Source organism: Sphingomonas sp. M1A8_2b, from assembly GCF_053345535.1.
Genome location: NZ_JBKFAH010000001.1, coordinates 338,664 through 360,087 on the forward strand (window position 1 = coordinate 338,664; position 21,424 = coordinate 360,087).

A 21,424-nucleotide genomic window follows, 5' to 3' on the forward strand; every position below is an offset into this window, starting at 1 on the left:
ACGAACCGAAGCGGAAGTCGTGGTGCGCCAAGCGGTTCCGGCGGCTTTGCCAAGTGTACGGCATCGCTTAAGCACGGACCATGAACGACGATCGTACAGGCCAGATTGCGGTTATTTTCGTGTCGATCCGTAACGACGCGGACCCCGCCGGCTACGCCGAGGCTGCCGTGGCTATGGACGCGCTCGCCGCCTCACAGCCCGGCTATCGCGGTGTCGACAGCGCGCGCGAGGCGGGCGGCATGGGGATCACCGTCAGCTATTGGGCCGACGACGCCGCGGCGATCGCATGGCGCGACCATCCCGAGCACACCGCGATTCGCGAGCGCGGGCGGGCACTCTGGTACGACAGCTATTGGGTCAATGTCGCACGGATCGAACGCGCCTATGCCTGGACGCGGCCATGATCGAAGCCTCGATGGACGGCCCGAAGATCGACCGCCGCTTCGCGCTGATGTTCCTCGTGATGCTGACGATCGCGGCGGGGAACACCGCGTTGCAGTCGGTGCTGCCCGCGCTCGGGCGATCGCTTGGAGTCGCCGACAGCGCGGTGGCGGCGGCGTTCTCGGTGTCGGCGTTGCTGTGGGTGATCGCCGCGCCGTTCTGGGCGAATCGATCCGACCGGCACGGCCGCCGCGCGATGATCCTGCTCGGCGTCGGCGGGTTCAGCGTGTCGCTGACGCTGTGCGGCGTGTTCCTGCTGGCGGGGATCAACGCGTGGATCGGCGGCACGACCGCGTTCCTGTGCTTTATCGGCGGGCGGCTGATCTACGGTACGTTTGGCGCCGCCGCTCCGCCGGCGGTGCAGGCGCTCGTCGCCGGCGAAACGACGCGCGAGGAACGGACCAAGGCGCTGACCCTGCTCGCCTCGGCGTTCGGGCTCGGCACCATATTGGGACCCGCGATCGCGCCGTACCTGATCCTCGGCTCGATCGGCGGCGTCGAGATCGGCTTGGCAGGCCCGGCGTTCCTGTTCGCGGTGTTCGGCGTGGCGGTGTGGATCACGGTGCGACGGATGCTGCCCGACGACAAGATCGTTGCGCCACACGAGGATACGCACGGCGCGAGCTCGGCGTACCCGTCGATCGGCGGCGCCCCGACCGGCGCCTCGGTCGCCGCCGCCACCGGATCGCATGTCGAGCATGTCGGCTACACCGATCCCCGGATCCGCGCCTGGATGATCGCCGGGCTGGTGATGGGCCACGCGCAGGCAATGACGAGCCAGGCGATCGGCTTCCTCGTGATCGACCGCCTTCACCTTGCCCCGGCACTGGCGCTGGAGCCTACGGGCATCGTCCTGATGATGGGTGCGGGCGCCGCATTGCTCGCGCAATGGGGAGTCATCCCACGTCTCAACATGACGCCACGCCAACTCGTGCTCACCGGACTGGTGCTGGCGGCGGCGGGAACCGCGCTGACCGGGATCGCGACATCGCTCTACACGATCGCGACCGCCTATGCGCTGGCCAGCCTCGGCTTCGGCTTCACGCGCCCGGGCTTCACCGCAGGCTCGTCGCTGGCGGTCGGCGCCAATGCGCAAGGCTCGGTCGCGGGCAAGGTGACGAGCATCAACGGCGCCAGCTTCGTGCTCGGCCCGTCGATCGGAGTCGGTCTATACGAGGCGCAGCACTCGCTGCCGTATCTAGTCGCGGGCGCGGCTTGCGTGGTAATGATCGCCTACGCCTGGGTGTCGCTGAAGGATGCCAAGGACAGCTAGGACAACCATTCGGGCGCACGCGTCATCGTTACGCGGGCGCCTCTCAGTCGATCAGGCCGTATTCCAGGGCCGATCGGCCGCCTCGCCAACGTCCGCTATTTTGCAGAGGCTATGATGCAGTACAAAAGCACCGGAACCCCGATCAGCAGGATCATCAGCAACAAGTTCATCTCGATCAGCCGGTTCAGCCATTTCGGCCGCCGAACGGAATAGTCGTCCGCATCCACGTCCGAATAGTCTTCGACGATATCCATGTCGAACTTGTTGGAAAAGAAATGCCTTGGCCGCATTCGCAAGAAGGGGCGGGGCGAAGCAGCGTGATCGGACAGATCGTGGTTCGCCGCAGGGTGAGCGCCAGATTTAGGGGCGGAGTCAGACATCATGTGGTTTCCGTTTTACTCGAGATCATGGGCGCGCAGAGCACGTCCCAAAGGTCAGATCGAATAAAGCCCGAACTCGAACGGCCTATAGCCGCGAGCTCGGGCTAACCACGTGCGGCGAGTTGCCCGGAATGGTCGCGGAAACGCTTATGTGTCGCAGGGGCGTACATAAAAGTTACATCGGAGCCGTATGACGTAATGTCAACTTATAGCGGCGCGGATCGCCGATGGATGGCCCCCCTCCGCCGGGAGGGGGGGCGCTAGTCATTCCGCACTCTTAGCGGGAAAGGCGAAACCGATTGGCTGGATCGCCGTGGCATCCTGCTTCAGTCGCGCGGCCATCTGTTCGTATTCGCGTTCGGTCTCTGGGGTAACGCTGGCGCGCGACTCCTTCAAAGCGCCTTCGAAGTCGGCCATCGTCACGTCGGTCGAGTCGATCGAGCGGCGCAACGCCACCAAGCCGGCGCGGCGGACGACGTCTTCCAGATCCGCACCGCTGAAACGGTCGGTGCGGTCCGCCAGGCGATCGAGATCGACGTCGCTCGCCAGCGGCATCTTCTGCGTCTGGATGCCGAGGATCCGGCGGCGGCCTGCTTTGTCGGGGACGCCGACATAGACGAGTTCGTCGAACCGGCCCGGGCGCAGCAACGCCGGGTCGATCAGGTTGGGCCGGTTGGTCGCGCCGATCACGACGACCGACTGAAGCTCCTCCAGCCCATCCATTTCGGCAAGGATCGTGTTGACGACACGCTCGGTCACCTGCGGCTCGCCCGCACCGCTGCCGCGTGCAGGCACCAGCGAATCGAGTTCGTCGATGAAGATCACGCACGGTGCGACCTGACGTGCGCGCTGGAACAGGCGGGCGATCTGCTGTTCGCTTTCGCCGTACCATTTGCTGAGCAGGTCGGACGATTTGGTGGCGATGAAGTTCGCCTCCGCCTCGCGCGCGACCGCTTTCGCCAGCAGCGTCTTGCCGGTGCCAGGCGGGCCGTAGAGCAGGAAGCCCTTGGCCGGGCGGATGCCGAGCCGGCGGAACGCGTCGGGGTTCTTGAGCGGGAGTTCGACGCCCTCCTTCAGCCGCATCTGCGCATCGTCGAGGCCACCCACATCGGCCCAGCGCACGGTCGGTGCCTGCACCATGACTTCGCGCATCGCCGACGGTTGGACGCGCTTGAGCGCCCCTAGGAAATCCTCGCGCGTGACCGACAGTTCGTCGAGCACCTCGGGCGGGATCGTCCGTTCCTCCAGATTGAGCCTGGGCATGATCCGGCGAACCGCCTCGATCGCCGCCTCGCGGGTCAGCGCGGCGAGATCGGCGCCGACGAAGCCATACGTAGTGCGCGACAGTTCATCGAGATCGACACGGTCGCCGAGCGGCATGCCGCGCGTGTGGATGCCAAGGATCTCTCGGCGGCCACGCTCGTCGGGTACGCCGACGACGATCTCGCGGTCGAACCGGCCGGGACGACGGAGCGCTTCGTCGATCGCCTCGGGACGGTTGGTGGCGGCGATCACGACGAGGTTGGCACGTGATTCGATACCGTCCATCAACGTCAGCAATTGCGCGACGAGACGCTTCTCCGCCTCGCCCGATACCTGGCCACGCTTGGGTGCGATCGAATCGATTTCGTCGATGAACACGATCGAAGGCGCTGCCTTCGCCGCTTCCTCGAACACTTCACGGAGGCGCGACTCGGACTCGCCATAGGCGGAACCCATGATCTCGGGACCGTTGATCAGAAAGAACTGCGCGTCGGACTCGTTCGCGACGGCACGTGCGAGCCGCGTCTTGCCGGTGCCGGGCGGGCCGTGCAGCAACACGCCCTTGGGTGGATCGACGCCCAGACGCTGGAACAATTCGGGATAGCGCAGCGGCAGTTCGACCATCTCGCGCAACTGGTCGATCGTCTGCGCCATGCCGCCGATATCGTCATAGGTGACGTCGGCACGGCGTGCGGCCTGCGGCTCCTCATATTCGGAGCGGAGTTCGATCTCGGTGTTCTCGTCGATGTGCACCACGCCCTTGGGACTGGCGGCGATCACCGCGAGGCGGATCTCCTGGAGCGCGTATGCCGGCGCGTTCATGAACTGCTGGACGCCCGGTGGCATGTTGCCGACGCGCTGATGCCCTGCGGTCGCGACGATATCGCCTTGGCAGATCGGCCGGCCGAGGAAGGTGCGCTTGAGCGCGTTGGTCGAGCCCTGGAGGCGGAGATTCTGTTGCGCCGGGGCGAAGACGACCCGCGTCGCGGGCTTCGACTCGGCCTTCCGCACCTCGACGAAATCGCCCGAGCCAACGCCAGCGTTCGCACGCTGAAGGCCGTCGATGCGGAGGATGTCGAGACCTTCGTCCTCGGGATACGGCCCAACGGCGCGCGCGGGCGTGTTCTGCTTGCCGAGGATCTCGATCACGTCGCCCTCGCCGATCCCGAGCGTCGCCATCAGCGCGCGTGGCAGATGCGCCAAGCCGCGGCCGCTATCCTCGGGACGCGCATTGGCGACCTGGATTTTTCGCGTGGGGATTTCGCTATCGGGCATCTCGACTCCTTCGAACTCGCAGGATCAGATGGGGCGCACACGACTGAGTTTCGAGGCCACCCCGGTTTTCGACCGCGAAAACGCACAAAAAAAGGGCCGGCCAATGAAGGCCAGCCCATGAAAGTTTTTAGGAGAGGATGCCTAAAAGGCGAGGTCTTTTTGCGTCGAGACGGTTCATGTTGCAAGTGCGAAGGGATCAGCTACGATTGCGCTAACTGCAATCGCGTGCATGAATGCGTCCAGCGGTCATTGTCACACGCGTCGAGTCGAAAGAGGAATCATGCGCAGGCTGCCGCCATTGGGGGCTATCGAGGCGTTCGTGCAGGTCGCGCGGCTGGGGTCGATCAAGGCTGCCGCGGAAGATCTGGCGCTGTCCGCGCCCGCGCTCAGCCGGCGCGTGCAGAGCCTGGAGCGCTTCATCGCCAAGCCGCTGTTCGCGCGCAGGCACCAAGCGATGGTGCTGAATGCGGATGGCGAACGGCTGCTCGCACAGATCGCGCCCGTGCTCGATTCGCTGTCGGATGCGGTCGAATCGCTGACCAGCACGACCGAGGTGCTGCGGCTGCGGCTCGGCATCCTGCCGCTCTACGCGTCGCAGAAGCTGTTTCCGCGGCTGGGGGAGTTACGGAAGGCGCATCCGGAGCTGCATCTCGACATCGATACCGCGGCGCATCTCGTATCGCGGCTGGGCGACGGGCTCGATGCGGTGATAGCGTTGTCGCGCGAGATCGATCCGGCCTTCTACGCGCGGCGGCTCGATCGCAATTCGGTGTACGTGATCGGTGCGCGCAGCCTGCTGGAGCGGCCGGACCCGATCACGCGGCCCGAACAGCTGACGACGCTGACCGCGCTGGTCCACCGCGACATGATCGATACGTTCTCGGCATGGCGGACCGCGGCCGGGCTCGACGATATCGAGCCGCTGGCGATCGACCATTTCGATTCGGGCGCGCTGATGCTGGAGGCCGCCGCCCAGGGCTTGGGCGTGGCGTTCATGCATGCGAGCCATTTCGCCGATGCCAACGACCCGCGGCTGGTGCGGCTGTTCGATATCGAGGTGGAGAGCCCGTACAGCTACTGGTTCGTCTGCCGCCCACGGGCGCTGCAGACCAAGCCGGTGAAGCTGTTCCACGACTGGCTGATCAAGGCGTTGGCGGAAGTGTGACCGCTACTCCCCTCCCGCTTGCGGGAGGGGTTGGGGGAGGGGCGTGCCTCACTGACCGGACGCCAGTACGTACGTCGCACCCTCCCCTAGCCCCTCCCGCCAGCGGGAGGGGAATTCAGCTTAAGCCGCGCGTGCCTTGATGATCTTCCCCGGATTACGCGGCGGCTCGCCCTTGGGCAGCGCGTCGACCAGTTCCATGCCGTCGGTGACCTGGCCCCAGACGGTGTACTGCTTGTCGAGGAAGCGGGCGTCGTCGAACACGATGAAGAACTGCGAGTTCGCGGTATCGGGCTGGTTGGTCCGTGCCATCGAACACACGCCGCGGACATGCGGCTCGGCCGAGAATTCCGCCTTGAGGTTCGGCTTGTCCGAGCCCGACGTGCCGGTGCCGGTCGGATCGCCGCCCTGCGCCATGAAGCCCGGGATCACGCGGTGGAACACGACGCCGTCGTAGAAGCCGTCATTGGCCAGCTCGACGATCCGCTCGACGTGCCTGGGGGCCAGATCCGGACGCAGCTTGATCGTGACGTCGCCGCCTTCGAGGGTCAGCGTCAGCGTTTCGGGGGTATCGGCCATGGGTGTCTTCTCCTGAATTGATGAGGCGCAGATAGGGAGCCGCACTCCGACTGGCAAATGCACGCCGGCCGGGTTAGGGCCCAAACGCGCACTTTTTAAGGGAGGCTGCCATGAGCGAACTCGAGCTTCCCGAGGTCGAAACCGAAACCCCGCCCGAGACCCAGCTCGACCGCGACGACCATCTGCGGCCCGAATTCGTGCGGGCCGTGCTCGATGCGGTCGAGGAGGGCGACGACGAAGCCGCGCGCGCACTGGTCGAGCCGCTCCATCCCGCCGACATCGCCGATCTGTTCGAGCTGACCCCGCAGGAGGATCGTGCGGCGCTGGCGCGGGCGGTCACCGATCTGCTTGGCGGCGACGTGTTCGCCGAGATGAACGATTACGTCCGCGAGGATCTGATCGATGCGCTCGAGCCGCATCAGGTCGCGGATCTCGCGTCCGAGCTCGATACCGACGACGCGGTCGCGATCATCGAGGACATGGACGAGGACGAGCAGCGCGCGGTGCTGCGTGCGCTCGATCCCGACGATCGCGCCGCGATCGAGGAGGCGCTGAGCTACGCCGAGGAGTCCGCCGGCCGCCTGATGCAGCGCGAGCTGATCGCGGTACCCGAGCATTGGACGGTCGGCGACGCGATCGATTACCTGCGCGGCCATGAGGAGCTGACGACCGATTTCTGGGAGATCTTCGTCGTCGATCCGGCGCATCGTCCGATCGGTACGTGCCAGCTGTCGTGGATGCTGCGCACGCCGCGCGGGATCGCGATGGCCGACGTGATGAAGCGCGAACAGACGCTGATCCCGGTCGACATGGACCAGGAGGAAGTCGCGCTGCGCTTCCAGAAATACGCGCTGATCTCGGCCGCGGTGGTCGATCATGGCGGAAGACTGGTCGGGATGATCACGGTCGACGACATCGTCCACATCATCTCCGAAGAGGCGGGCGAGGATTCGCTGCGGCTGGCGGGCGCGGGCGACGGCGATATCAACGAGCCGATCCGGCTGACGGTGCGGACGCGGTTCATCTGGCTGGTGGTCAACCTCGGCACGGCGATGGTCGCGTCGTCGGTCGTCGGGCTGTTCCAGAGCACGATCGCGGGTTTCGCGCTGCTCGCGGTGCTGATGCCGATCGTCTCGGGGATGGGCGGCAATGCGGGCACGCAGACGCTCGCCGTGGTGGTGCGGGCGCTGGCGACCAACCAGCTGACGAGTTCGAACACCGCGCGGATGATCGGCCGCGAGTTCCGGATCGCCGCGGCCAACGGCGTGATGCTAGGGACGCTGATCGGCTGCGGGACCTATGTGTTCTTCCACAACCCAAATCTGTCGATCGTGATCGCCGCGGCGATGCTGACCAACAATATCGTCGCCGGGCTCAGCGGCGTGCTGGTGCCGGTGACACTCGACAAGTTCCGGATCGATCCGGCGGTGTCGTCCGCCGTTTTCGTGACGACGATGACCGACACGATGGGGTTCTTCTCGTTCCTCGGGCTGGCGACTCTTTGGGGCCTGCACGGTTGATCGCCGCTTTTTAGAGCCCATTTTCAGCAGCATGCCGCTCCATCTCACCAAAGTCGCGTTCGGCGCGGACAGCGTCGATCACCTCGCGGAACGGCTTCGCCTGCGTGGCGAGGAGGGGCCGGTGTTCCTCACCACCCGCTATCTGCCCAAGCGGCATGCAGAGGTGGCCGGGCCCGTTGGTGAGGGGGGCTCGATGTTCTGGATCCTGAAGCACCAGCTAATCGCTCGCTCGCCGATCCTCGGCTTCGGCGAGGCGGAGGGCGGGCGCGTCGCGATCCATATCGACCCGAAGCTGGTGCTGGTCCAGGCCCGCCCCAAGCGGGCGCATCAGGGGTGGCGGTATCTGGAAGGGGCCGACGCGCCGCTCGATCTCGGTGGCGACGCGACGGGGCTGGACGTGATGCCGCCGGCCTTGATGACGAAACTGGCGGAGTTGGCGCTCATTTGAGGGGGGTGGGTGGCGGCAACTCGTGTGACGACAGGTTTTCCACCATTCGCCCGGCAGTCGATGTGAAATTCCAGGCGTGCGGATTCGCCCACCAAGCCACCCCGGCGGCGGCCGGGCCCCCATTGGGGGACGAATGTAGCGACGGACAGTCCCCCGTCATGCAGACCTTTCCAATTGGGCCCCGGCCTTCGCCGGGGTGGTATTAATTGCACGACTTATTGCGGCGGCCATACTGACAATGGAATGCCTATTTCCCGTCGCCTGCCCCCGGTGCGCCACACACCACCGGCCCGCCCGCCGCAGCCTCGACCCGGCATTTCGCATTCCCCGCGACCGTCACCGTTCCCAGCCCGCTGTTCGTCACGAGCGCCGTGTAGCGCGCCGCGGCCTTCACCTCGCCGACGCCGTCGAGATGCACGGCGAGGTCGTTGACCGCCAACCCGGACGCGTCGATCGCGCCCGGTCCGCTGGCGATCAGGCGCGCGCGAGAGGCGCGCCCGGCCAGCGTCATCTGGCCGGTGCCGATCAGCGTCGCGTTCAGCTGGTCGGTGTCGGCCGCGGCGAGTGCCAGGCTGCTGTTGCCGCTGACCGTCACGTCGACCTTCATGCCGCGCATCCTGGCGATCGTCAGTCGTCCACCGGCGGCGACGCTCGCGGAGACGAGGCCGGGGGTGGAGAGCGTCACCACGATCGGCCCGGCTGCGGCACCCCCACCACTCCGCGGTTGCTCGCCCCAGCCGCCGGTGCCCTTGCGGACCGATAGCGTGGTGCCGTCGATACGGACCGCGACTCCCTCGATGATCCGGGGATCGCCGCCGATCGTCGCGCGCGGCGAACCCGTCGCGACGCGCACCTCGAACGGGCCCTCGACGCGGATCCGGTCGAAGCTGCCGACCGATATCGTCCGGCTCGCGACCGGTGCCGCGCCGGCTGGCGTGGGCGAGGACAGTAGCAGCAGCGGAGCGAGCAGATATCTCATGCCTGCAACCGTCGCCGCTTCCGCGCCCGCCGGCAAGTCAGTTCCCGCAGCGCACCGACCCCGACCCCGTCTTCGAAATCGTGCACCGCGCCTTGGGGCCAAGATCGACGTCGCCAGAGCCCGCTATGTCGACGACCGCAGGTCCGTCGACGACCGCGCGGACGCTGCCGGAGCCGGGAAGGTCGATCCTGGCCGACTGGGCCCGCAGCTTCGCCGCGTCGAGATCCCCCGACCCGGCGATTTCGACGTGGAGAGCCTTCGCCGTCCCCGCCAAGCGCACCTCGCCCGATCCGGTGATCGAAACGGCGGCATCGTCGACCTGCATCGCGGCGATGGTCAGGTGGCCGGAACCCGGGATCTCGCCCTCGAACTTGGCGGCCTCGACGCGGTCGACCGCCATGTCGCCCGACCCCGAGATATGCGCCGCGGTCAGCCGCGGCAGCGTGACGTACACCTTCACCTTGGCGCCCTTGGTCCAGCCGAAGTTGGCCCCGTTCCTGCGGCCGATGTCGAGCGTCTCGCCGTCGCGGTCGATCTTCAAACGGTCGAGCTGGTCGGAGGGACCTTCGGCGCGGATCGAGAAGCCGGTGCCGACTCGCACGTCGACGTCGTCCGAGCCTTGCAGGTCGATCTGATCGAACCCGGTGACCTGATAGGTCCGCGTCGTGCCCGCGCCGGACGCCGCGACGCCCGAGCCCGCCTTGTCGCCGTCCCAGCTGAACGAGCAGGCCGCGAGAGGAATGATCAGTCCGAGCGCAAGTAAGTTCATCGCATCCTCCTGTGTGTTGCTCGGACAATACACCTGATCGGGGCAGGGGCAAGGGGGTTTGTTGGTGGTGACGCTGCGGACCCGCGATCTGCGGAATCTGCCGAAAGCCGTCATCCCGGCCTCCGCCCGGAGTGAAAGGGCGCGGCAAAGGCGACACCACATCGTCCCAACGAAAAAGGGCGGCCCCGCAGGACCGCCCTTTCGTCTCGTCAAGCTGCCCAGGCGTTACGCCGGCACCTTGTCCTTGTTGTAGATCGCGGCGGCGGCGCGGAGGATGTCGAGGATCTTCTCCTGCGCCTTGGGCTCGTCGAGCTCTTCCATCGCCGCCAGTTCGCGCGCGAGGCGACTGGTCGCGCCTTCGAAGATCTGACGCTCCGAATAGCTCTGCTCTGGCTGGTCGTCGGCACGGAACAGATCGCGGACCACTTCGGCGATCGACACGAGGTCGCCCGAGTTGATCTTCGCCTCGTATTCCTGCGCACGGCGCGACCACATGGTGCGCTTGACCTTGGGCTTGCCCTTGAGCGTGTCCATCGCCTCGCGCATCGTCTTGTCCGACGACAGCTTGCGCATGCCGACGCTTTCGGCCTTGTTGGTCGGTACGCGGAGCGTCATGCGCTCCTTCTCGAACCGGAGGACGTAGAGTTCCAGTGTCATGCCGGCGATTTCCGAGCGCTGGAGCTCGATCACACGGCCGACCCCGTGCTTGGGATAAACGACGAAATCACCGACATCGAAGGACAGTGCCTTGGCAGCCATTTGGGGCCTTTCCGGATCAAGCCTCGCCGCGACGCCTCGACGAAGGACTCGTCGCTGCTGCATCGGGGGAGGGATAGGTCTGTACGTCAAGCGGATGACGTGAATCATCGCGCCCGTCGCGGACCCATCTAGCAGCTTTGCAACAAAATTACCAGCCGAACGTGGCAGGCGGCTTGCCCTTTTCGGGATTCGCCGCCTCTTATCAGTCGCCTGCGCCGGGCTCGGGCGAGAAATACTTGTCGAACTTGCCCTCGACGCCCTTCATCGCGTCGGCGTCCGGCGGCGTCTGGTTGTCGTTGCGCGTGACGTTGGGCCATTGCGCCGAGAAGGTCGTGTTCAGCTCGAGCCACTGTTCCAGCCCGCTCTCGGTGTCGGGCAGGATCGCTTCGGCGGGGCATTCGGGTTCGCACACGCCGCAATCGATGCATTCGCTGGGATTGATCACCAGCATGTTCTCGCCTTCGTAGAAGCAGTCGACCGGGCACACTTCCACGCAGTCCATGTACTTGCAGCGGATGCAGGCATCGGTGACGACGTAGGTCATTGCATAACTCCTGGGCCGGATTCCTTTCCGGCGACGAACGGGCCAGCGACTATGCGCGAGTGCCCGCCGCGTCAATCATAGCAAGCCTTCTGCGACACGTTATCAGGCTTTGTCGTCCCCTAAATCCTCCCCCGCCAGGGGGAGGTGGCTGGCCCTTGCCAGACGGAGGGGGAGGACACGCAACGGACGAGATCGCTTACCTCCCCCTCCGTCACCTTCGGTGCCACCTCCCCCTTGCGGGGGAGGATCAGTCACTCGGAAGCAGGATCGCGCACCGTGCCGGCAGGCGTCTTCCCCGCGATCAGATCCTGATAGCAACCTTGAGCCTCGGGCGCCGGCCCTCGCCGCGCTGGCAACGACTCCACCCGGATCACCCGCACCCGGTCCTCCACCGCGAACGTCAGCACATTTCCCACCCGCACCGGGCAATGCGCACGATCGATCGCGCGGCCATCGATGCGGAGCCGGCCCGTCTCGGCGATCGCCTGCGCGGCGGTGCGGCTTTTCGCGAGCCGCACGAACCACAGGAACCGGTCGATCCGCATCGCGCCTTCAACCATGGCGGACCAGTGCGGCGAGCCCGGCAAAGGCGTTCTGGCGGGACGGATCGATCGGCACGACGGGGGCTGGCCTGGCGGGCGGACGACCACGCCAGACCCAGCGCGGTATATCGCCGGCCAAGGCCTTGAAGCCGAGTTCGGTCATCAACCGCTCCAGCGCGGCGGGGTCGACCCCGATCGAGGTCGCGAGCGCCGGGTCGGGCGCGAACGGCGTGCGGCCCTGACGCGAATCGTGCGCGGCGCGAGCAATCCGCTCGATCAGGTCGACGCGGACGGCTTGCAGGCCGAGCGGGCGGAAGCCGGCGTCGAGCGTCGCGCCCTCAGTGCCGCGGGGGAGCACGGTGGCACCGTCGCGCGGAGCGGCGATCGTCGTGCCGCGCGCGCCGGCGAGGATCCGGCGCCAGCGGGCGGATTCGGGCTTGAGCAACCGCGCGTCGAACAGGTCGAGCGCGCCGACGGTGATGCCGATCTTGCGCAACCGCTTGCGCTCCTCGGGATCGATCGCGTCGAGCGCGAGCCGCATCGGCAGGCGCGGCAGGATCCCGCCGGCCTCCTCGATCGCGCCGGCGACCGCGCGGAACGCCGGGGTGACGGCGGGATCGCGGGTGAGTTCGGCGAGCTGGACCAGTACCGCGAGCTTCCGCCTGAGCATGATGGCGAGCCACGCCGCCAGCCGTGCCTCGATCTTGTCACGCGCGGGCTTGTCGAGGCAGTCGAGCGCGCGGTCGAGCAACAGTTTTGGCCGTGCAAACGACGGTCCTGCGCCGAGCCTGGCGACCGGATGGCCGCCCCAGACGATTTGCGCGGCGTCGTCGAGCGCGATGTCCGCATCGGCCGCGTCGACCAGCGACTGGCCGCGGCGCGATCGTTCGCCGACCAGCCGCTTCTCCGCGGCGGCGAGCAACAGCCGCTTGTCGCTCGCCCGTGCGTCCGCCGCCACCGTGAAGCGGAACCCGTCGAGGCGGCCGATTGGGTGATCCTCGACCATCACCTCGCCTTCGGGGCCGATCACCACCGGCAGCGCGCCCGCGTCCGCACCGATCTGGCGCATCAGCGCGGTCGTGCGCTTGTCGACGAACCGCTGCGTCAGGCTGGCGTGGAGCGCGTCCGACAGGCGTTCCTCGAGCGCGGCAGTGCGCGCCGCCCAGAGCGTCGGCTCGGCCAGCCAGTCGGCGCGCTGCGCGATATAGGCCCAGATGCGGGTGGCGGCGATCCGTCCGGCGATGACGGGCACGTCGCCCGCGACCGTATCGAGCCGCGCGATCTCGTCGGCGAACCACTGGTGCGGGATATGCCCGCGGCCTTCGCTCAGATGCCCGAACAGCCGCGACACGAACCGCGCATGCGGATCGAGCCCGACTTTGCGGAAATCGGGCACGCCGCACGCCGCCCAGAGCCGCGCGACCATCGCCGGATGCCGCGCGCGCTCGCGTACCCAGCCTTCTTCCGCCAGACGCTTGAGCACGCCGAGATCGAGCGATTGGGGGGCAGCGCGCAACACGCCGGCAGGCGGCCGCGCTTCGAGGCTCGCGACCAGCGCGTCGATGCTGGAGAAATCGGGCTCGCCCTGCCGCCAGTAGAGGTTTTCGAGCCGCGGAAACCGGTGTTCCTCGATCGCCAGCACTTCTTCTGGCAGGAACGCGCCGGGCCCGTCGTCGGACAGTGCGCCGAACGTGCCGTCGCGCTGGTGACGCCCGGCGCGGCCGGCGATCTGCGCCATCTCCGCCACCGTCAGGCGACGCTGGCGCTTGCCATCGAACTTGTTGAGGCTGGCGAACGCGACGTGCGCGACGTCCATGTTGAGCCCCATGCCGATCGCGTCGGTGGCGACCAGATAATCGACCTCGCCAGCCTGGAACATCGCGACCTGCGCATTCCGGGTGCGCGGCGACAGCGCCCCCATGACGACGGCCGCGCCGCCGCGTAGACGCCGCAGCATCTCGGCGACCGCGTACACTTCCTCGGCCGAGAACGCGACGATCGCCGAGCGCTTTGGCAGCCGGCTGATCTTCTTCGCGCCCGCATAGGTCAGCGTGGAAAAGCGCGGCCGGTTGACGATCTCCGCGCCGGGGACGAGCGTCTTGATCATCGGTCGCAGCGCCTCGGAGCCGAGGATCATCGTTTCCTCGCGTCCCCGCGCGCGCAGCAGCCGGTCGGTGAAGACATGCCCGCGCTCCGGGTCCGCCCCCAACTGCGCCTCGTCGAGCCCGACAAAGGCGACGTCGCGGTCGGGCATCGACTCGGCGGTACACAGGAACCAGCGCGCATCGGGCGGGACGATCTTCTCCTCGCCGGTGACCAGCGCGACCCGGTTGGCACCCTTGATCGCGACGACGCGGTCATAGACCTCGCGCGCGAGCAGCCGCAGCGGAAAGCCGATCATGCCGCTCGAATACGCGCACATCCGCTCGATCGCGAGGTGCGTCTTGCCCGTGTTGGTAGGGCCGAGAACTGCGGTCACGCCACCGGAAGCATCGTCGCTCATGGCCGACAACATCGGGGGTAAACCGTGCGCGCGCAATGACCTGCGCAGAGTTTCCCGAGTATTAACGATCCGCCGCCGGGTCGGCACATCTCGCCGCAAACCGGATGCGTCGTACACATCGGTTAATTTGACTTTAGCAGGTTGCGATCACAACGCGGTCTTGCGCCGGACGGTCGGCAACATCGGGGCGGGCCTGCGTGTATCTTCGTAACGATCAGGGCTTCGAATTGGCGGGTGCTGCGGCGACCCGCGGATTCGGTCGCGCCGCCGCCGGATCGGAGCCCTACCCGACCCCAGCCGATCTTTTGCGCGAGCGGGCGACGCGAATCGACTGGGTGCCCGATCTCGGCGCGCAGATCGGTAGTGCCGAGTGGTGGCGCGGTCTGGCAACCTGCACCGCGCTATGTGCGGCGACGTGGATGCTGTCGCCGGGCCTGAAGCCGTTGGTCGGCGCGGTGCCGACGCCGCTCGCCGGGGCCGAATGGGAGGAAACCCGCGCACAGGGCATCGCGCCGATCGGGCAGGGTGCGACTACCGGACGGCGGATGGCGGCGAACGATCTGGTCGCGCCGCTGGCGCAGGTGCCCGAACGGCCGAGCGTCGAATTGTCCGCGACACTGGGCGAGGGGGACAGCTTCGACCGTGCGCTGATCCGCGCGGGCGTCGGCCGGAACGATGCCGAGGCGGCCGCGGCATTGGTCGCGCGATCGATCGATCCGCACGCGATCCCGGCGGGCACGCGGATCGCGATGACGCTTGGCCGGCGGCCCGATCGCACGGTCGCCCGCCCGCTGGAAAAGCTTGATTTCCGGGCGCGGTTCGATCTCGCCTTGTCGCTCACGCGGGGCGCTGGCGGCCTGTCGGTCGACCGCAAGCCGATCGCGATCGACTCGACGCCGTTGCGGATCCAGGGTCTGGTCGGCTCCAGCCTGTACCGATCGGCGCGCGCGGCGGGCGTCCCGGCCAAGGCGGTCGAATCCTATATAAAGGCGATCGCGACGCGGGTGTCGATCGGGCGCGACGTCGACGCCGCCGACCGCTTCGACGTGATCGTCGCCCGCGAGCAGGCGGCGACCGGTGAGACGCGGATCGGCGACCTGCTGTTCGCGGGGCTCGACCAGGGCCGGCACAAGGTGCAGCTCGTCCGGTTCGCGCCCGACATGGCCGGCTTGGACCCCGATTCCGACGCGAGTCGCGGCGGGTGGTTCGACGCGAACGGCCAGACCGAGCGTCGCGCCGTGTCGAGCATGCCCGTGCTCGGACGGATCACCTCGAACTTCGGCCTCCGGATGCACCCGCTGCTCGGCTTCACGCGGATGCACAAGGGGCTCGATATCGGCGCGCCTTACGGGTCGCCGATCCACGCGATGACCGACGGGATCGTCGCGTTCGCCGGGCGAACCGGCGGCTATGGCAATTTCGTCAAGCTGGTGCACGGCGGCGGGATGGCGAGCGGCTATGGTCATATGAGCCGGATCGCGGTGGCGTCGGGAACCCGTGTCCGCGCCGGCCAGGTGATCGGCTATGTCGGGTCGACCGGCATGTCGACCGGGCCGCATCTTCACTGGGAAGTGTGGAAGAACGGCGCCGCGATCAACCCGCGCTCGGTGTCGTTCGCCAGCGTCGCGCAGCTTTCGGGTGCGAAACTGCGCGCGTTCAAGGCGAAGGTGGCGCAGCTGCTGGCGGTGCGGATAAGGGGCTAGCGAGCCTCCTTCGCGGCGGCCGCGTTGGCGCGTTCGATCCAGCGCGACGTGATCAGGTGCGGGACGGCGACGGCGCCGAGCAACTGGAACGCCTGCGCGGTGATGTCGGGCGTGAAGGCATCGGGCAGGATCCTCGCGCAGACCAGCCACGCGGCGATCGCCGCCGCGGACATTCCCGCGCCGGTCGCCAGCCAGCGTCCCAGCGACAGATCGGGCAGGCTTAACCGGGCGTCGGCGAGATGACGCGGCGAGTGCAGGAACACGAAGAACAGCGCGAACCCCAGCACCGGCGGCGCGACGATCAGCAGCACGAGCGCGACCGCCATCGCCGCCGCCCATTCGCGTGCACCGTCACGCCACGCGACGGCGATGCCGACGGCGGTGACCAGCAACGCGACGGGCGCGACCGCGATCATCGCGCGCGCGACGCTCACGCCGCCGCTGCCGCCCGCCATCGCCGTGAACAATTGCCCGACTTCGGCGGGATGGCCGATCGCCGCCGCCGCGATGATCGCGGTGCCCGCGGCCACCTTCAGCAGCGGTTCGTCGAGCATCGTCCAGTCTTCGCCGAAATGAACCGCGGCGGCGGCGAGGAACAGGATCAGCGCCAGCAGCGGCATGGTCGACCACAGCACCAGCATCGCGGCGGCCACACCGACATAACCCGCGAACGCCAGCGCCAGTTGGCGTCGCCCGACCGCGGCGGTGCGCGCCAGCAGTGCGATGTCGTAGGCGCCGTGCGGCATCCCCCCACCGATGAAGAGGAGCGTCGCGAGCAGGGTCGCGGGCCGACCGGTCAACGGCACGCGCAAGACGATCGCGATCGTCAGGCAGGCGGCGGCAAGCCAGAATACGGGATGCGCAAAACCGCCGCGCCCGATCGAGGCGCGGCGGACTGCGACCGGCGTGGCGGTCTGGATCACGCCGAAGCGGCGGCGTTCAGGCGTAATGCCCGGCACCGTCATGCGCCTCGGCCTGCGACTTGCGCACCGAGATCAGGAAGATCAGGATGCCGACGCCGGCCTTCGCGACCAGATCCGCGATCGTGTAGCCGAGCTGAATCACGGTCGTCGCCGACGAGCCGGTGATCCCCGCATAGGGCGCCATGTAGACGATCGGATAGAAGCCCCACGACGCGAAGGTGAGCAGGCGTGCCTTGCGGACCAGGCCGCGTGCTGCGACCGGCTGCTGGTTGATCGAGTCGCCGAGACCGCGGAACAGCTCCCAGACGATGTAGACGAACGGGATCGACGACAGCGTGCCCCACAGCGCGCGGGTCGGGATGTCGGTCGCGATCTCGCCCGGATAGCCCAGGATGATCATCAGCGCGGCAGCAGACCCCAGGCGGACCGCCTTGGACGAGGTTTCTTCCGCCGAAAGCCGCATGACGAGCACGAGTTCGATCAGCAGCAACGGGACCGTCAGCAGCCAGTCGACGTAGCGATAGGCGTCGTTGAACGCGAACCCGGTTGCGGTGACGACGCCGTCCTTGAGGATATACGCCTCGTTCCAGCTCTCGAAGATACGGAGATAATGATAGGCGGCGATCGCGGTCACGAGCCCCGAGATCGTCAGCGCGGTTCGATACGCCGGCGCGACTTGCGACCTGCTCAGCCACAGGAACAAGGTCGCGGCGGCCATCGACGCGAGGGTGAAGGAGAAGGCGTTGTATACCAGGGAAAACTGGAAAGGGGTCACGACATCCATTGTGGTCTCGATCGCATGGGGCCGCGCGCGCCACGATCGCGCGCCGGCAGGGCTGAGGAGGCCGAAAACCGATATCCGGACCGGTCTTACTGCCACCGACGATGGCGCCACAGCGACAGCGAGGCAAACGGAGGGATCGTTCCCATCCCATCATCGGTTCGGCGGCCGATGATGGTGCCATCGCTGTGACGACCGTTGATTTTGTACGCTTGCTGCAAAAGGCGGGCGATACGGTCCTTGGTCGGTACCCCGTCAGTATTGGCCGCGAGCGATCAAGTCCCCGAACGCCAGCCCAAGGTCAGAGCCCGGCCTCGACCGCGAGCCGGATCAGGTCCGCCGTCGTCTTCGTACCGAGCCGGGTCATCAGGATCGCGCGGTGCATCTTCACGGTCTTTTCGGACAGGCCGAGTTCGGCGGCGATCTGTTTGTTGAGCAGGCCGTTGGCGACGTATTTCAGGATCTGGCCTTGCCGGATCGAGAGCGACTTCACGAGCTGCGCCGCGCGGATCCGCCGCATGCTGGTCTGCGGCGTCGCCTCCGCGTCGATCTCGACCTGCGATCCAAGGAAATACAGCAACTGGTCGTCGTCGTCGTAGATCGGCGCGACCAGCACGGCATTGCGGAACGGCTGTCCACTGCGCTTGTAGTTGAGGATCTCGACCAACACCGGACGATGTTCGCGGACGCCGCGGCAGATTTCCTCCGACAGCCAGCGTTCGGTCGCCGGGCCGGACAGGAACCGGCAATTCCGCCCGACCACGTCGTGCGCGGGATAGCCGGTCAGCAGGCAAAACGCCTGGTTGCAGGCGACGATGGGATTGTCGGGCAAGCGCGGATTGCTGATCACCGAGGCGATCGGGCTGTCGGCCACCAATCTGGCCACCCGGTCATCGGGTAGCAACGGTTCGATCGTGGTGGCCATGGCGTCATCCCCCCTGCGCCTCCGCCTGTTGACGTGAGGCCCGTTCCTCAGCGTGGCTTACCACAAGTCGTCGGCCGAAAGCACGGATTACGCGTCCGATTCGATCGTAACGCGTGCCTTTTTCGTGGGCTCGCTGCGTGGTCGAGTAACCCGCTTATTTCCCCTGCGCACGCCAGCGCTGGATGGTGCGCGTGATGATCTGCTCCTCGCCGCCGACGTCGCGCCAGAGTTCGGAGAACAGCGGGTCGCCCGATGCGGGGCGCCTGGTGTCCTCCAGATCGTCGAACGAGACCCGGATCGGGATCGTCACGCCCTCGCCGCAGATGATGCATTCGCGGTTGCGCAGCGCGGGAATCGAATCGAGGAACCCGCGCGCGCCTTCGGGCATGGCGGCGCGGACGAACGCCTGGTCGCGGTCGTTGTTGAGCCGCATCGCGATGATCGTGCCACACTGCGACAGCACCCCCTCGGCGAGATCGGACGGACGCTGCGTGACGAGCCCCAGCGACACGCCGTATTTGCGGCCTTCCTTGGCGATCCGACCGAGGATCCGGCCGACCGCGGTGTCGGTGTCCTGACCGGCGGGGATGTAGCGATGCGCCTCCTCGCACACGAGCAGGATCGGGCGTTGCGGCTCGTTGCGCGACCAGATCGCGAAGTCGAACGTCATCCGCGCCAGCACCGCGACCACCACGGCGGTGATGTCGGAGGGTACGCCCGAGACGTCGATGATCGAGATCGGCTTGCCGTCGCCGGGCAGCCGGAAGATCCGCCCGAGGAACGCGGCCATCGTATCGGCGACCAGCATCCCCGAGAACATGAAGCCATAGCGCGGATCGGCCTTGATCTCGTCGATCTTGGTCTTGAGCCGCAGATAGGGCGCAGTGTCCCCGGCACGGTCCATCTTGCCCATTTCGAGGCTGATGATGCTGGTCAGGTCGCTTAGCAGATACGGGATTGGCGCATCGACCGTCAGCTTGGCGATCTCCTGCCCGATGCGGCTCTTGGCCTTGGCGGCGAGCAGGCATTTGGCGAGGATGTCGGCGTCGAACTGTCGCGCGGAGCCGCTGCTGGTCAGGAAGACCTCGCAATGCTCCTCGAAGTTCATCAGCCAATACGGCATCTGCAGGTTCGACACGTCGTAGAGCGCGCCGTTGGTCTTGAACGCCGCGGCATATTCCCCGTGCGGATCGATCATCACCACGTGGCCCTGCGGCGCGAGTTCGCAGATCCGGTGCAGGATCAGCGCGGCGCCGGTCGACTTGCCGGTACCGGTCGAGCCGACGAGCGCGAAATGCTTGCCGAGCATCGCATCGACATACAGCGCGGCACGGATGTCCCTGGTCGGATAGACCATGCCGACCTCGATATGCGCGCGGTCGCCCGCGGCGTAGATCTGTTTCAGGTCCGCGCTGGTGACGGCAAACACCTCGCAGCCCGGCATCGGATAGCGCGTCACGCCGCGGCGGAACGTGTAGAGCTTGCCGGTCAGCTGTTCCTCGTCGCCCTCGCCGAGATAGTCGATCTCCGCGGCGATACAGGTCCCGGCCGCATCCTCCAACTTGAGCGACCGGATGTTGGCGACCAGCCACGATCCGCCGATCCGCATCTTGATCTGGCTGCCGACCTGGCCGGCGGCGGCGACGACCGGATCGGGGTCGTCGGACAGCGCGACGATCGATGCGCGATCGAGCAGTACGCGGCTGCTCGATCCGGCGATCGCGTAGACCACGCCGATCGGTGCCGCGGCCGGCGATCCGGCAAGGAGGGTATTCGGGGATCCGTCCATCAAAGGCCCGCCCGTCAAAGGTGTGGCTCGCTGGAACGCGTTCGAGCCCGGCATTTCCGTCATCGTTCCTGGCCCCCCGCTCATCGAACAGATGCTATGTCGTCAAAGGCGTAAATATCCGGTGAGGATCGCGAAATTCCTTACAGTTTGCGCGCGATCCAGCCTGCGGCCCAGCCCAGGAACACCGACAATGCGACTGCGACCAGTCCGTAGACGACCGACGAACGCTCGGCGGCGCGCGCGACGAAGCGTTCGAAGCCGGATTTGCGGATGTCGATATCGCGCACCGCCGCCGCCAGCACGCGGCCGTCGCGGATCAGGAACGTCTCCGCGGTGAAGCGACCGACGGGGACGCGGGCGGGGATCGTGACGCGCGCCCGGTACAGCACGTCGTCGGTGATCTCGACCGCGCGCGGCGCCTCGTAATACAGGCCGGCGCGGCGTTTCAGGTCGACGAGCCCCTGCTGGAAGCGGTCCTGCGTATCGGCCGGTGCACTGGAGGCGGGCGACAACTGGAGGCTGTCGAGCCCGAGTTCGTAGATCGCCCGCGTGCGATCATCGACCAGCCGCCCGATCGGCTTGGACGAGGCGATCGCGTAGAAACTGGGGGCGGAGCGATAGCGCAGCCGCGACGCGTTGACCCAGATGCCCGCGACCTTCTCCTTCTCGCGCATCAGGATCGACTGGGTCGGGCCTTTCACGACCACGACGATATCGGTCGGATGCTCGCCGCTCGGCAGGCGGCCGCCGGGATACAGGATCGCGCCGAACAGCAGCAGCTCGGCACCGGTGAAGCTGTACGCGATCTCGATATTGCGCTGCGACACGTCGGGCACGAGAACCGGCTTGGCCTGCGCCATCATCAG

The 21,424-nt window shown here is 67.1% G+C and carries 20 protein-coding genes; 6 read left to right on the forward strand and 14 right to left on the reverse strand.

The annotated features are described in order from the left end of the window. Positions 1-80: 80 nt before the first annotated feature. Both ACLBWL_RS01765 and ACLBWL_RS01770 read left to right on the forward strand, forming a co-directional pair. Positions 81-404 (forward strand): antibiotic biosynthesis monooxygenase, encoded by a 324-nt coding sequence (locus tag ACLBWL_RS01765; RefSeq protein WP_447789694.1) that lies wholly within the window; start codon positions 81-83, stop codon positions 402-404. Then, positions 401-1,714, forward strand: coding sequence for an MFS transporter (locus ACLBWL_RS01770; RefSeq protein WP_447789696.1), 1,314 nt, complete (start codon positions 401-403; stop codon positions 1,712-1,714). The genes ACLBWL_RS01765 and ACLBWL_RS01770 overlap by 4 nt, the downstream gene beginning before the upstream one ends. Before the next feature lie 95 nt (positions 1,715-1,809). Here the strand turns inward: ACLBWL_RS01770 and ACLBWL_RS01775 are convergent, their stop codons facing one another. After that, complete coding sequence (locus ACLBWL_RS01775) at positions 1,810-2,097, reverse strand: hypothetical protein (RefSeq protein ID WP_447789698.1); 288 nt, start codon at positions 2,095-2,097, stop codon at positions 1,810-1,812. Between the two features lie 261 nt (positions 2,098-2,358). Further along, positions 2,359-4,632 carry a CDC48 family AAA ATPase gene (locus tag ACLBWL_RS01780; RefSeq protein WP_447789700.1) on the reverse strand — a complete coding sequence of 758 codons (2,274 nt, stop codon included), beginning with the start codon at positions 4,630-4,632 and terminating at the stop codon, positions 2,359-2,361. A gap of 280 nt (positions 4,633-4,912) precedes the next feature. Here ACLBWL_RS01780 and ACLBWL_RS01785 point away from each other — a divergent pair, with 280 nt between their 5' ends. Beyond that, complete coding sequence (locus ACLBWL_RS01785; protein WP_447789702.1) at positions 4,913-5,797, forward strand: LysR substrate-binding domain-containing protein; 885 nt, start codon at positions 4,913-4,915, stop codon at positions 5,795-5,797. Positions 5,798-5,917: 120 nt separating this feature from the next. On the opposite strand, the gene ACLBWL_RS01790 is transcribed toward ACLBWL_RS01785, so the two are convergent. Then, a complete protein-coding gene (locus ACLBWL_RS01790) occupies positions 5,918-6,373 on the reverse strand; it encodes a peptidylprolyl isomerase (RefSeq protein WP_447789704.1) in 456 nt (151 codons plus the stop codon). Positions 6,374-6,483: 110 nt separating this feature from the next. On the opposite strand from ACLBWL_RS01790, the gene mgtE reads away from it, so the two are divergent. Together mgtE and ACLBWL_RS01800 are read left to right on the forward strand one after the other, a co-directional pair. Beyond that, complete coding sequence (gene mgtE / locus ACLBWL_RS01795) at positions 6,484-7,893, forward strand: magnesium transporter (RefSeq protein WP_447789706.1); 1,410 nt, start codon at positions 6,484-6,486, stop codon at positions 7,891-7,893. Positions 7,894-7,924: 31 nt separating this feature from the next. Beyond that, entirely contained in the window at positions 7,925-8,341 is a 417-nt protein-coding gene (locus ACLBWL_RS01800; RefSeq protein WP_447789708.1) for a DUF1489 family protein, read from the forward strand. Positions 8,342-8,588: 247 nt separating this feature from the next. Here ACLBWL_RS01800 and ACLBWL_RS01805 read toward each other — a convergent pair whose 3' ends face one another. From ACLBWL_RS01805 to ACLBWL_RS01830, 6 genes are all read right to left on the reverse strand, one after another. Further along, entirely contained in the window at positions 8,589-9,320 is a 732-nt protein-coding gene (locus tag ACLBWL_RS01805; protein WP_447789710.1) for a GIN domain-containing protein, read from the reverse strand. Positions 9,321-9,357: 37 nt separating this feature from the next. Continuing rightward, the gene (locus tag ACLBWL_RS01810) at positions 9,358-10,089 is read right to left on the reverse strand and encodes a head GIN domain-containing protein (protein ID WP_447789712.1); all 732 of its coding nucleotides are present in this window, start codon (positions 10,087-10,089) and stop codon (positions 9,358-9,360) included. Between the two features lie 225 nt (positions 10,090-10,314). Beyond that, positions 10,315-10,848 (reverse strand): CarD family transcriptional regulator, encoded by a 534-nt coding sequence (locus ACLBWL_RS01815; RefSeq protein ID WP_056053923.1) that lies wholly within the window; start codon positions 10,846-10,848, stop codon positions 10,315-10,317. Between the two features lie 202 nt (positions 10,849-11,050). Next, positions 11,051-11,392 carry a ferredoxin FdxA gene (fdxA, locus tag ACLBWL_RS01820; RefSeq protein WP_031393648.1) on the reverse strand — a complete coding sequence of 114 codons (342 nt, stop codon included), beginning with the start codon at positions 11,390-11,392 and terminating at the stop codon, positions 11,051-11,053. 251 nt (positions 11,393-11,643) lie between these two features. Beyond that, on the reverse strand, positions 11,644-11,952 hold the full coding sequence (locus ACLBWL_RS01825) for an RNA-binding S4 domain-containing protein (protein ID WP_447789715.1): 309 nt from the start codon (positions 11,950-11,952) through the stop codon (positions 11,644-11,646). Further along, positions 11,945-14,437, reverse strand: coding sequence for a helicase-related protein (locus tag ACLBWL_RS01830; protein WP_447789717.1), 2,493 nt, complete (start codon positions 14,435-14,437; stop codon positions 11,945-11,947). The genes ACLBWL_RS01825 and ACLBWL_RS01830 overlap by 8 nt, the downstream gene beginning before the upstream one ends. A 197-nt stretch (positions 14,438-14,634) precedes the next feature. Between ACLBWL_RS01830 and ACLBWL_RS01835 the strand changes: the two genes are divergently transcribed. Next, on the forward strand, positions 14,635-16,140 hold the full coding sequence (locus ACLBWL_RS01835) for a peptidoglycan DD-metalloendopeptidase family protein (RefSeq protein WP_447789719.1): 1,506 nt from the start codon (positions 14,635-14,637) through the stop codon (positions 16,138-16,140). Here the strand turns inward: ACLBWL_RS01835 and ACLBWL_RS01840 are convergent. The 5 genes from ACLBWL_RS01840 to ACLBWL_RS01860 all read right to left on the reverse strand — a co-directional run bounded on the left by ACLBWL_RS01840 (position 16,137) and on the right by ACLBWL_RS01860 (position 21,418). Continuing rightward, positions 16,137-17,105, reverse strand: a complete 969-nt coding sequence (locus ACLBWL_RS01840) for a beta-carotene 15,15'-dioxygenase, Brp/Blh family (RefSeq protein WP_447789721.1) — start codon at positions 17,103-17,105, stop codon at positions 16,137-16,139. The two genes, ACLBWL_RS01835 and ACLBWL_RS01840, sit on opposite strands and share 4 nt — an antisense overlap. Then, positions 17,080-17,847: a bacteriorhodopsin-like gene (locus tag ACLBWL_RS01845; protein ID WP_447789723.1), complete on the reverse strand. Its 768-nt coding sequence runs from the start codon at positions 17,845-17,847 to the stop codon at positions 17,080-17,082. Before ACLBWL_RS01845 ends, ACLBWL_RS01840 begins: the two co-directional genes overlap by 26 nt. A 298-nt stretch (positions 17,848-18,145) precedes the next feature. Next, entirely contained in the window at positions 18,146-18,769 is a 624-nt protein-coding gene (locus tag ACLBWL_RS01850) for a LuxR C-terminal-related transcriptional regulator (RefSeq protein WP_447789724.1), read from the reverse strand. Between the two features lie 154 nt (positions 18,770-18,923). Continuing rightward, positions 18,924-20,621 carry an ATP-binding protein gene (locus ACLBWL_RS01855; protein ID WP_447789726.1) on the reverse strand — a complete coding sequence of 566 codons (1,698 nt, stop codon included), beginning with the start codon at positions 20,619-20,621 and terminating at the stop codon, positions 18,924-18,926. A 77-nt stretch (positions 20,622-20,698) separates the two neighbouring features. Continuing rightward, positions 20,699-21,418 carry a TIGR02186 family protein gene (locus ACLBWL_RS01860; protein ID WP_447791945.1) on the reverse strand — a complete coding sequence of 240 codons (720 nt, stop codon included), beginning with the start codon at positions 21,416-21,418 and terminating at the stop codon, positions 20,699-20,701. Positions 21,419-21,424 lie beyond the last annotated feature (6 nt).

What these genes read in the sequence shown, in the direction of transcription:
- ACLBWL_RS01765 (WP_447789694.1), top strand. Translation starts at nt 81, where the DNA reads ATGAACGACGATCGTACAGGCCAGATTGCGGTTATTTTCGTGTCGATC.
- ACLBWL_RS01800 (WP_447789708.1), top strand. Translation starts at nt 7,925, where the DNA reads ATGCCGCTCCATCTCACCAAAGTCGCGTTCGGCGCGGACAGCGTCGAT.
- ACLBWL_RS01840 (WP_447789721.1), bottom strand. Translation starts at nt 17,105, where the DNA reads ATGACGGTGCCGGGCATTACGCCTGAACGCCGCCGCTTCGGCGTGATC.
- ACLBWL_RS01785 (WP_447789702.1), top strand. Translation starts at nt 4,913, where the DNA reads ATGCGCAGGCTGCCGCCATTGGGGGCTATCGAGGCGTTCGTGCAGGTC.
- ACLBWL_RS01855 (WP_447789726.1), bottom strand. Translation starts at nt 20,621, where the DNA reads ATGACGGAAATGCCGGGCTCGAACGCGTTCCAGCGAGCCACACCTTTG.
- ACLBWL_RS01780 (WP_447789700.1), bottom strand. Translation starts at nt 4,632, where the DNA reads ATGCCCGATAGCGAAATCCCCACGCGAAAAATCCAGGTCGCCAATGCG.
- fdxA (WP_031393648.1), bottom strand. Translation starts at nt 11,392, where the DNA reads ATGACCTACGTCGTCACCGATGCCTGCATCCGCTGCAAGTACATGGAC.
- ACLBWL_RS01775 (WP_447789698.1), bottom strand. Translation starts at nt 2,097, where the DNA reads ATGATGTCTGACTCCGCCCCTAAATCTGGCGCTCACCCTGCGGCGAAC.
- ACLBWL_RS01790 (WP_447789704.1), bottom strand. Translation starts at nt 6,373, where the DNA reads ATGGCCGATACCCCCGAAACGCTGACGCTGACCCTCGAAGGCGGCGAC.
- ACLBWL_RS01770 (WP_447789696.1), top strand. Translation starts at nt 401, where the DNA reads ATGATCGAAGCCTCGATGGACGGCCCGAAGATCGACCGCCGCTTCGCG.
- ACLBWL_RS01830 (WP_447789717.1), bottom strand. Translation starts at nt 14,437, where the DNA reads ATGAGCGACGATGCTTCCGGTGGCGTGACCGCAGTTCTCGGCCCTACC.
- ACLBWL_RS01815 (WP_056053923.1), bottom strand. Translation starts at nt 10,848, where the DNA reads ATGGCTGCCAAGGCACTGTCCTTCGATGTCGGTGATTTCGTCGTTTAT.
- ACLBWL_RS01860 (WP_447791945.1), bottom strand. Translation starts at nt 21,418, where the DNA reads ATGGCGCAGGCCAAGCCGGTTCTCGTGCCCGACGTGTCGCAGCGCAAT.
- ACLBWL_RS01850 (WP_447789724.1), bottom strand. Translation starts at nt 18,769, where the DNA reads ATGGCCACCACGATCGAACCGTTGCTACCCGATGACCGGGTGGCCAGA.
- ACLBWL_RS01805 (WP_447789710.1), bottom strand. Translation starts at nt 9,320, where the DNA reads ATGAGATATCTGCTCGCTCCGCTGCTGCTACTGTCCTCGCCCACGCCA.
- ACLBWL_RS01810 (WP_447789712.1), bottom strand. Translation starts at nt 10,089, where the DNA reads ATGAACTTACTTGCGCTCGGACTGATCATTCCTCTCGCGGCCTGCTCG.
- mgtE (WP_447789706.1), top strand. Translation starts at nt 6,484, where the DNA reads ATGAGCGAACTCGAGCTTCCCGAGGTCGAAACCGAAACCCCGCCCGAG.
- ACLBWL_RS01825 (WP_447789715.1), bottom strand. Translation starts at nt 11,952, where the DNA reads ATGGTTGAAGGCGCGATGCGGATCGACCGGTTCCTGTGGTTCGTGCGG.
- ACLBWL_RS01845 (WP_447789723.1), bottom strand. Translation starts at nt 17,847, where the DNA reads ATGGATGTCGTGACCCCTTTCCAGTTTTCCCTGGTATACAACGCCTTC.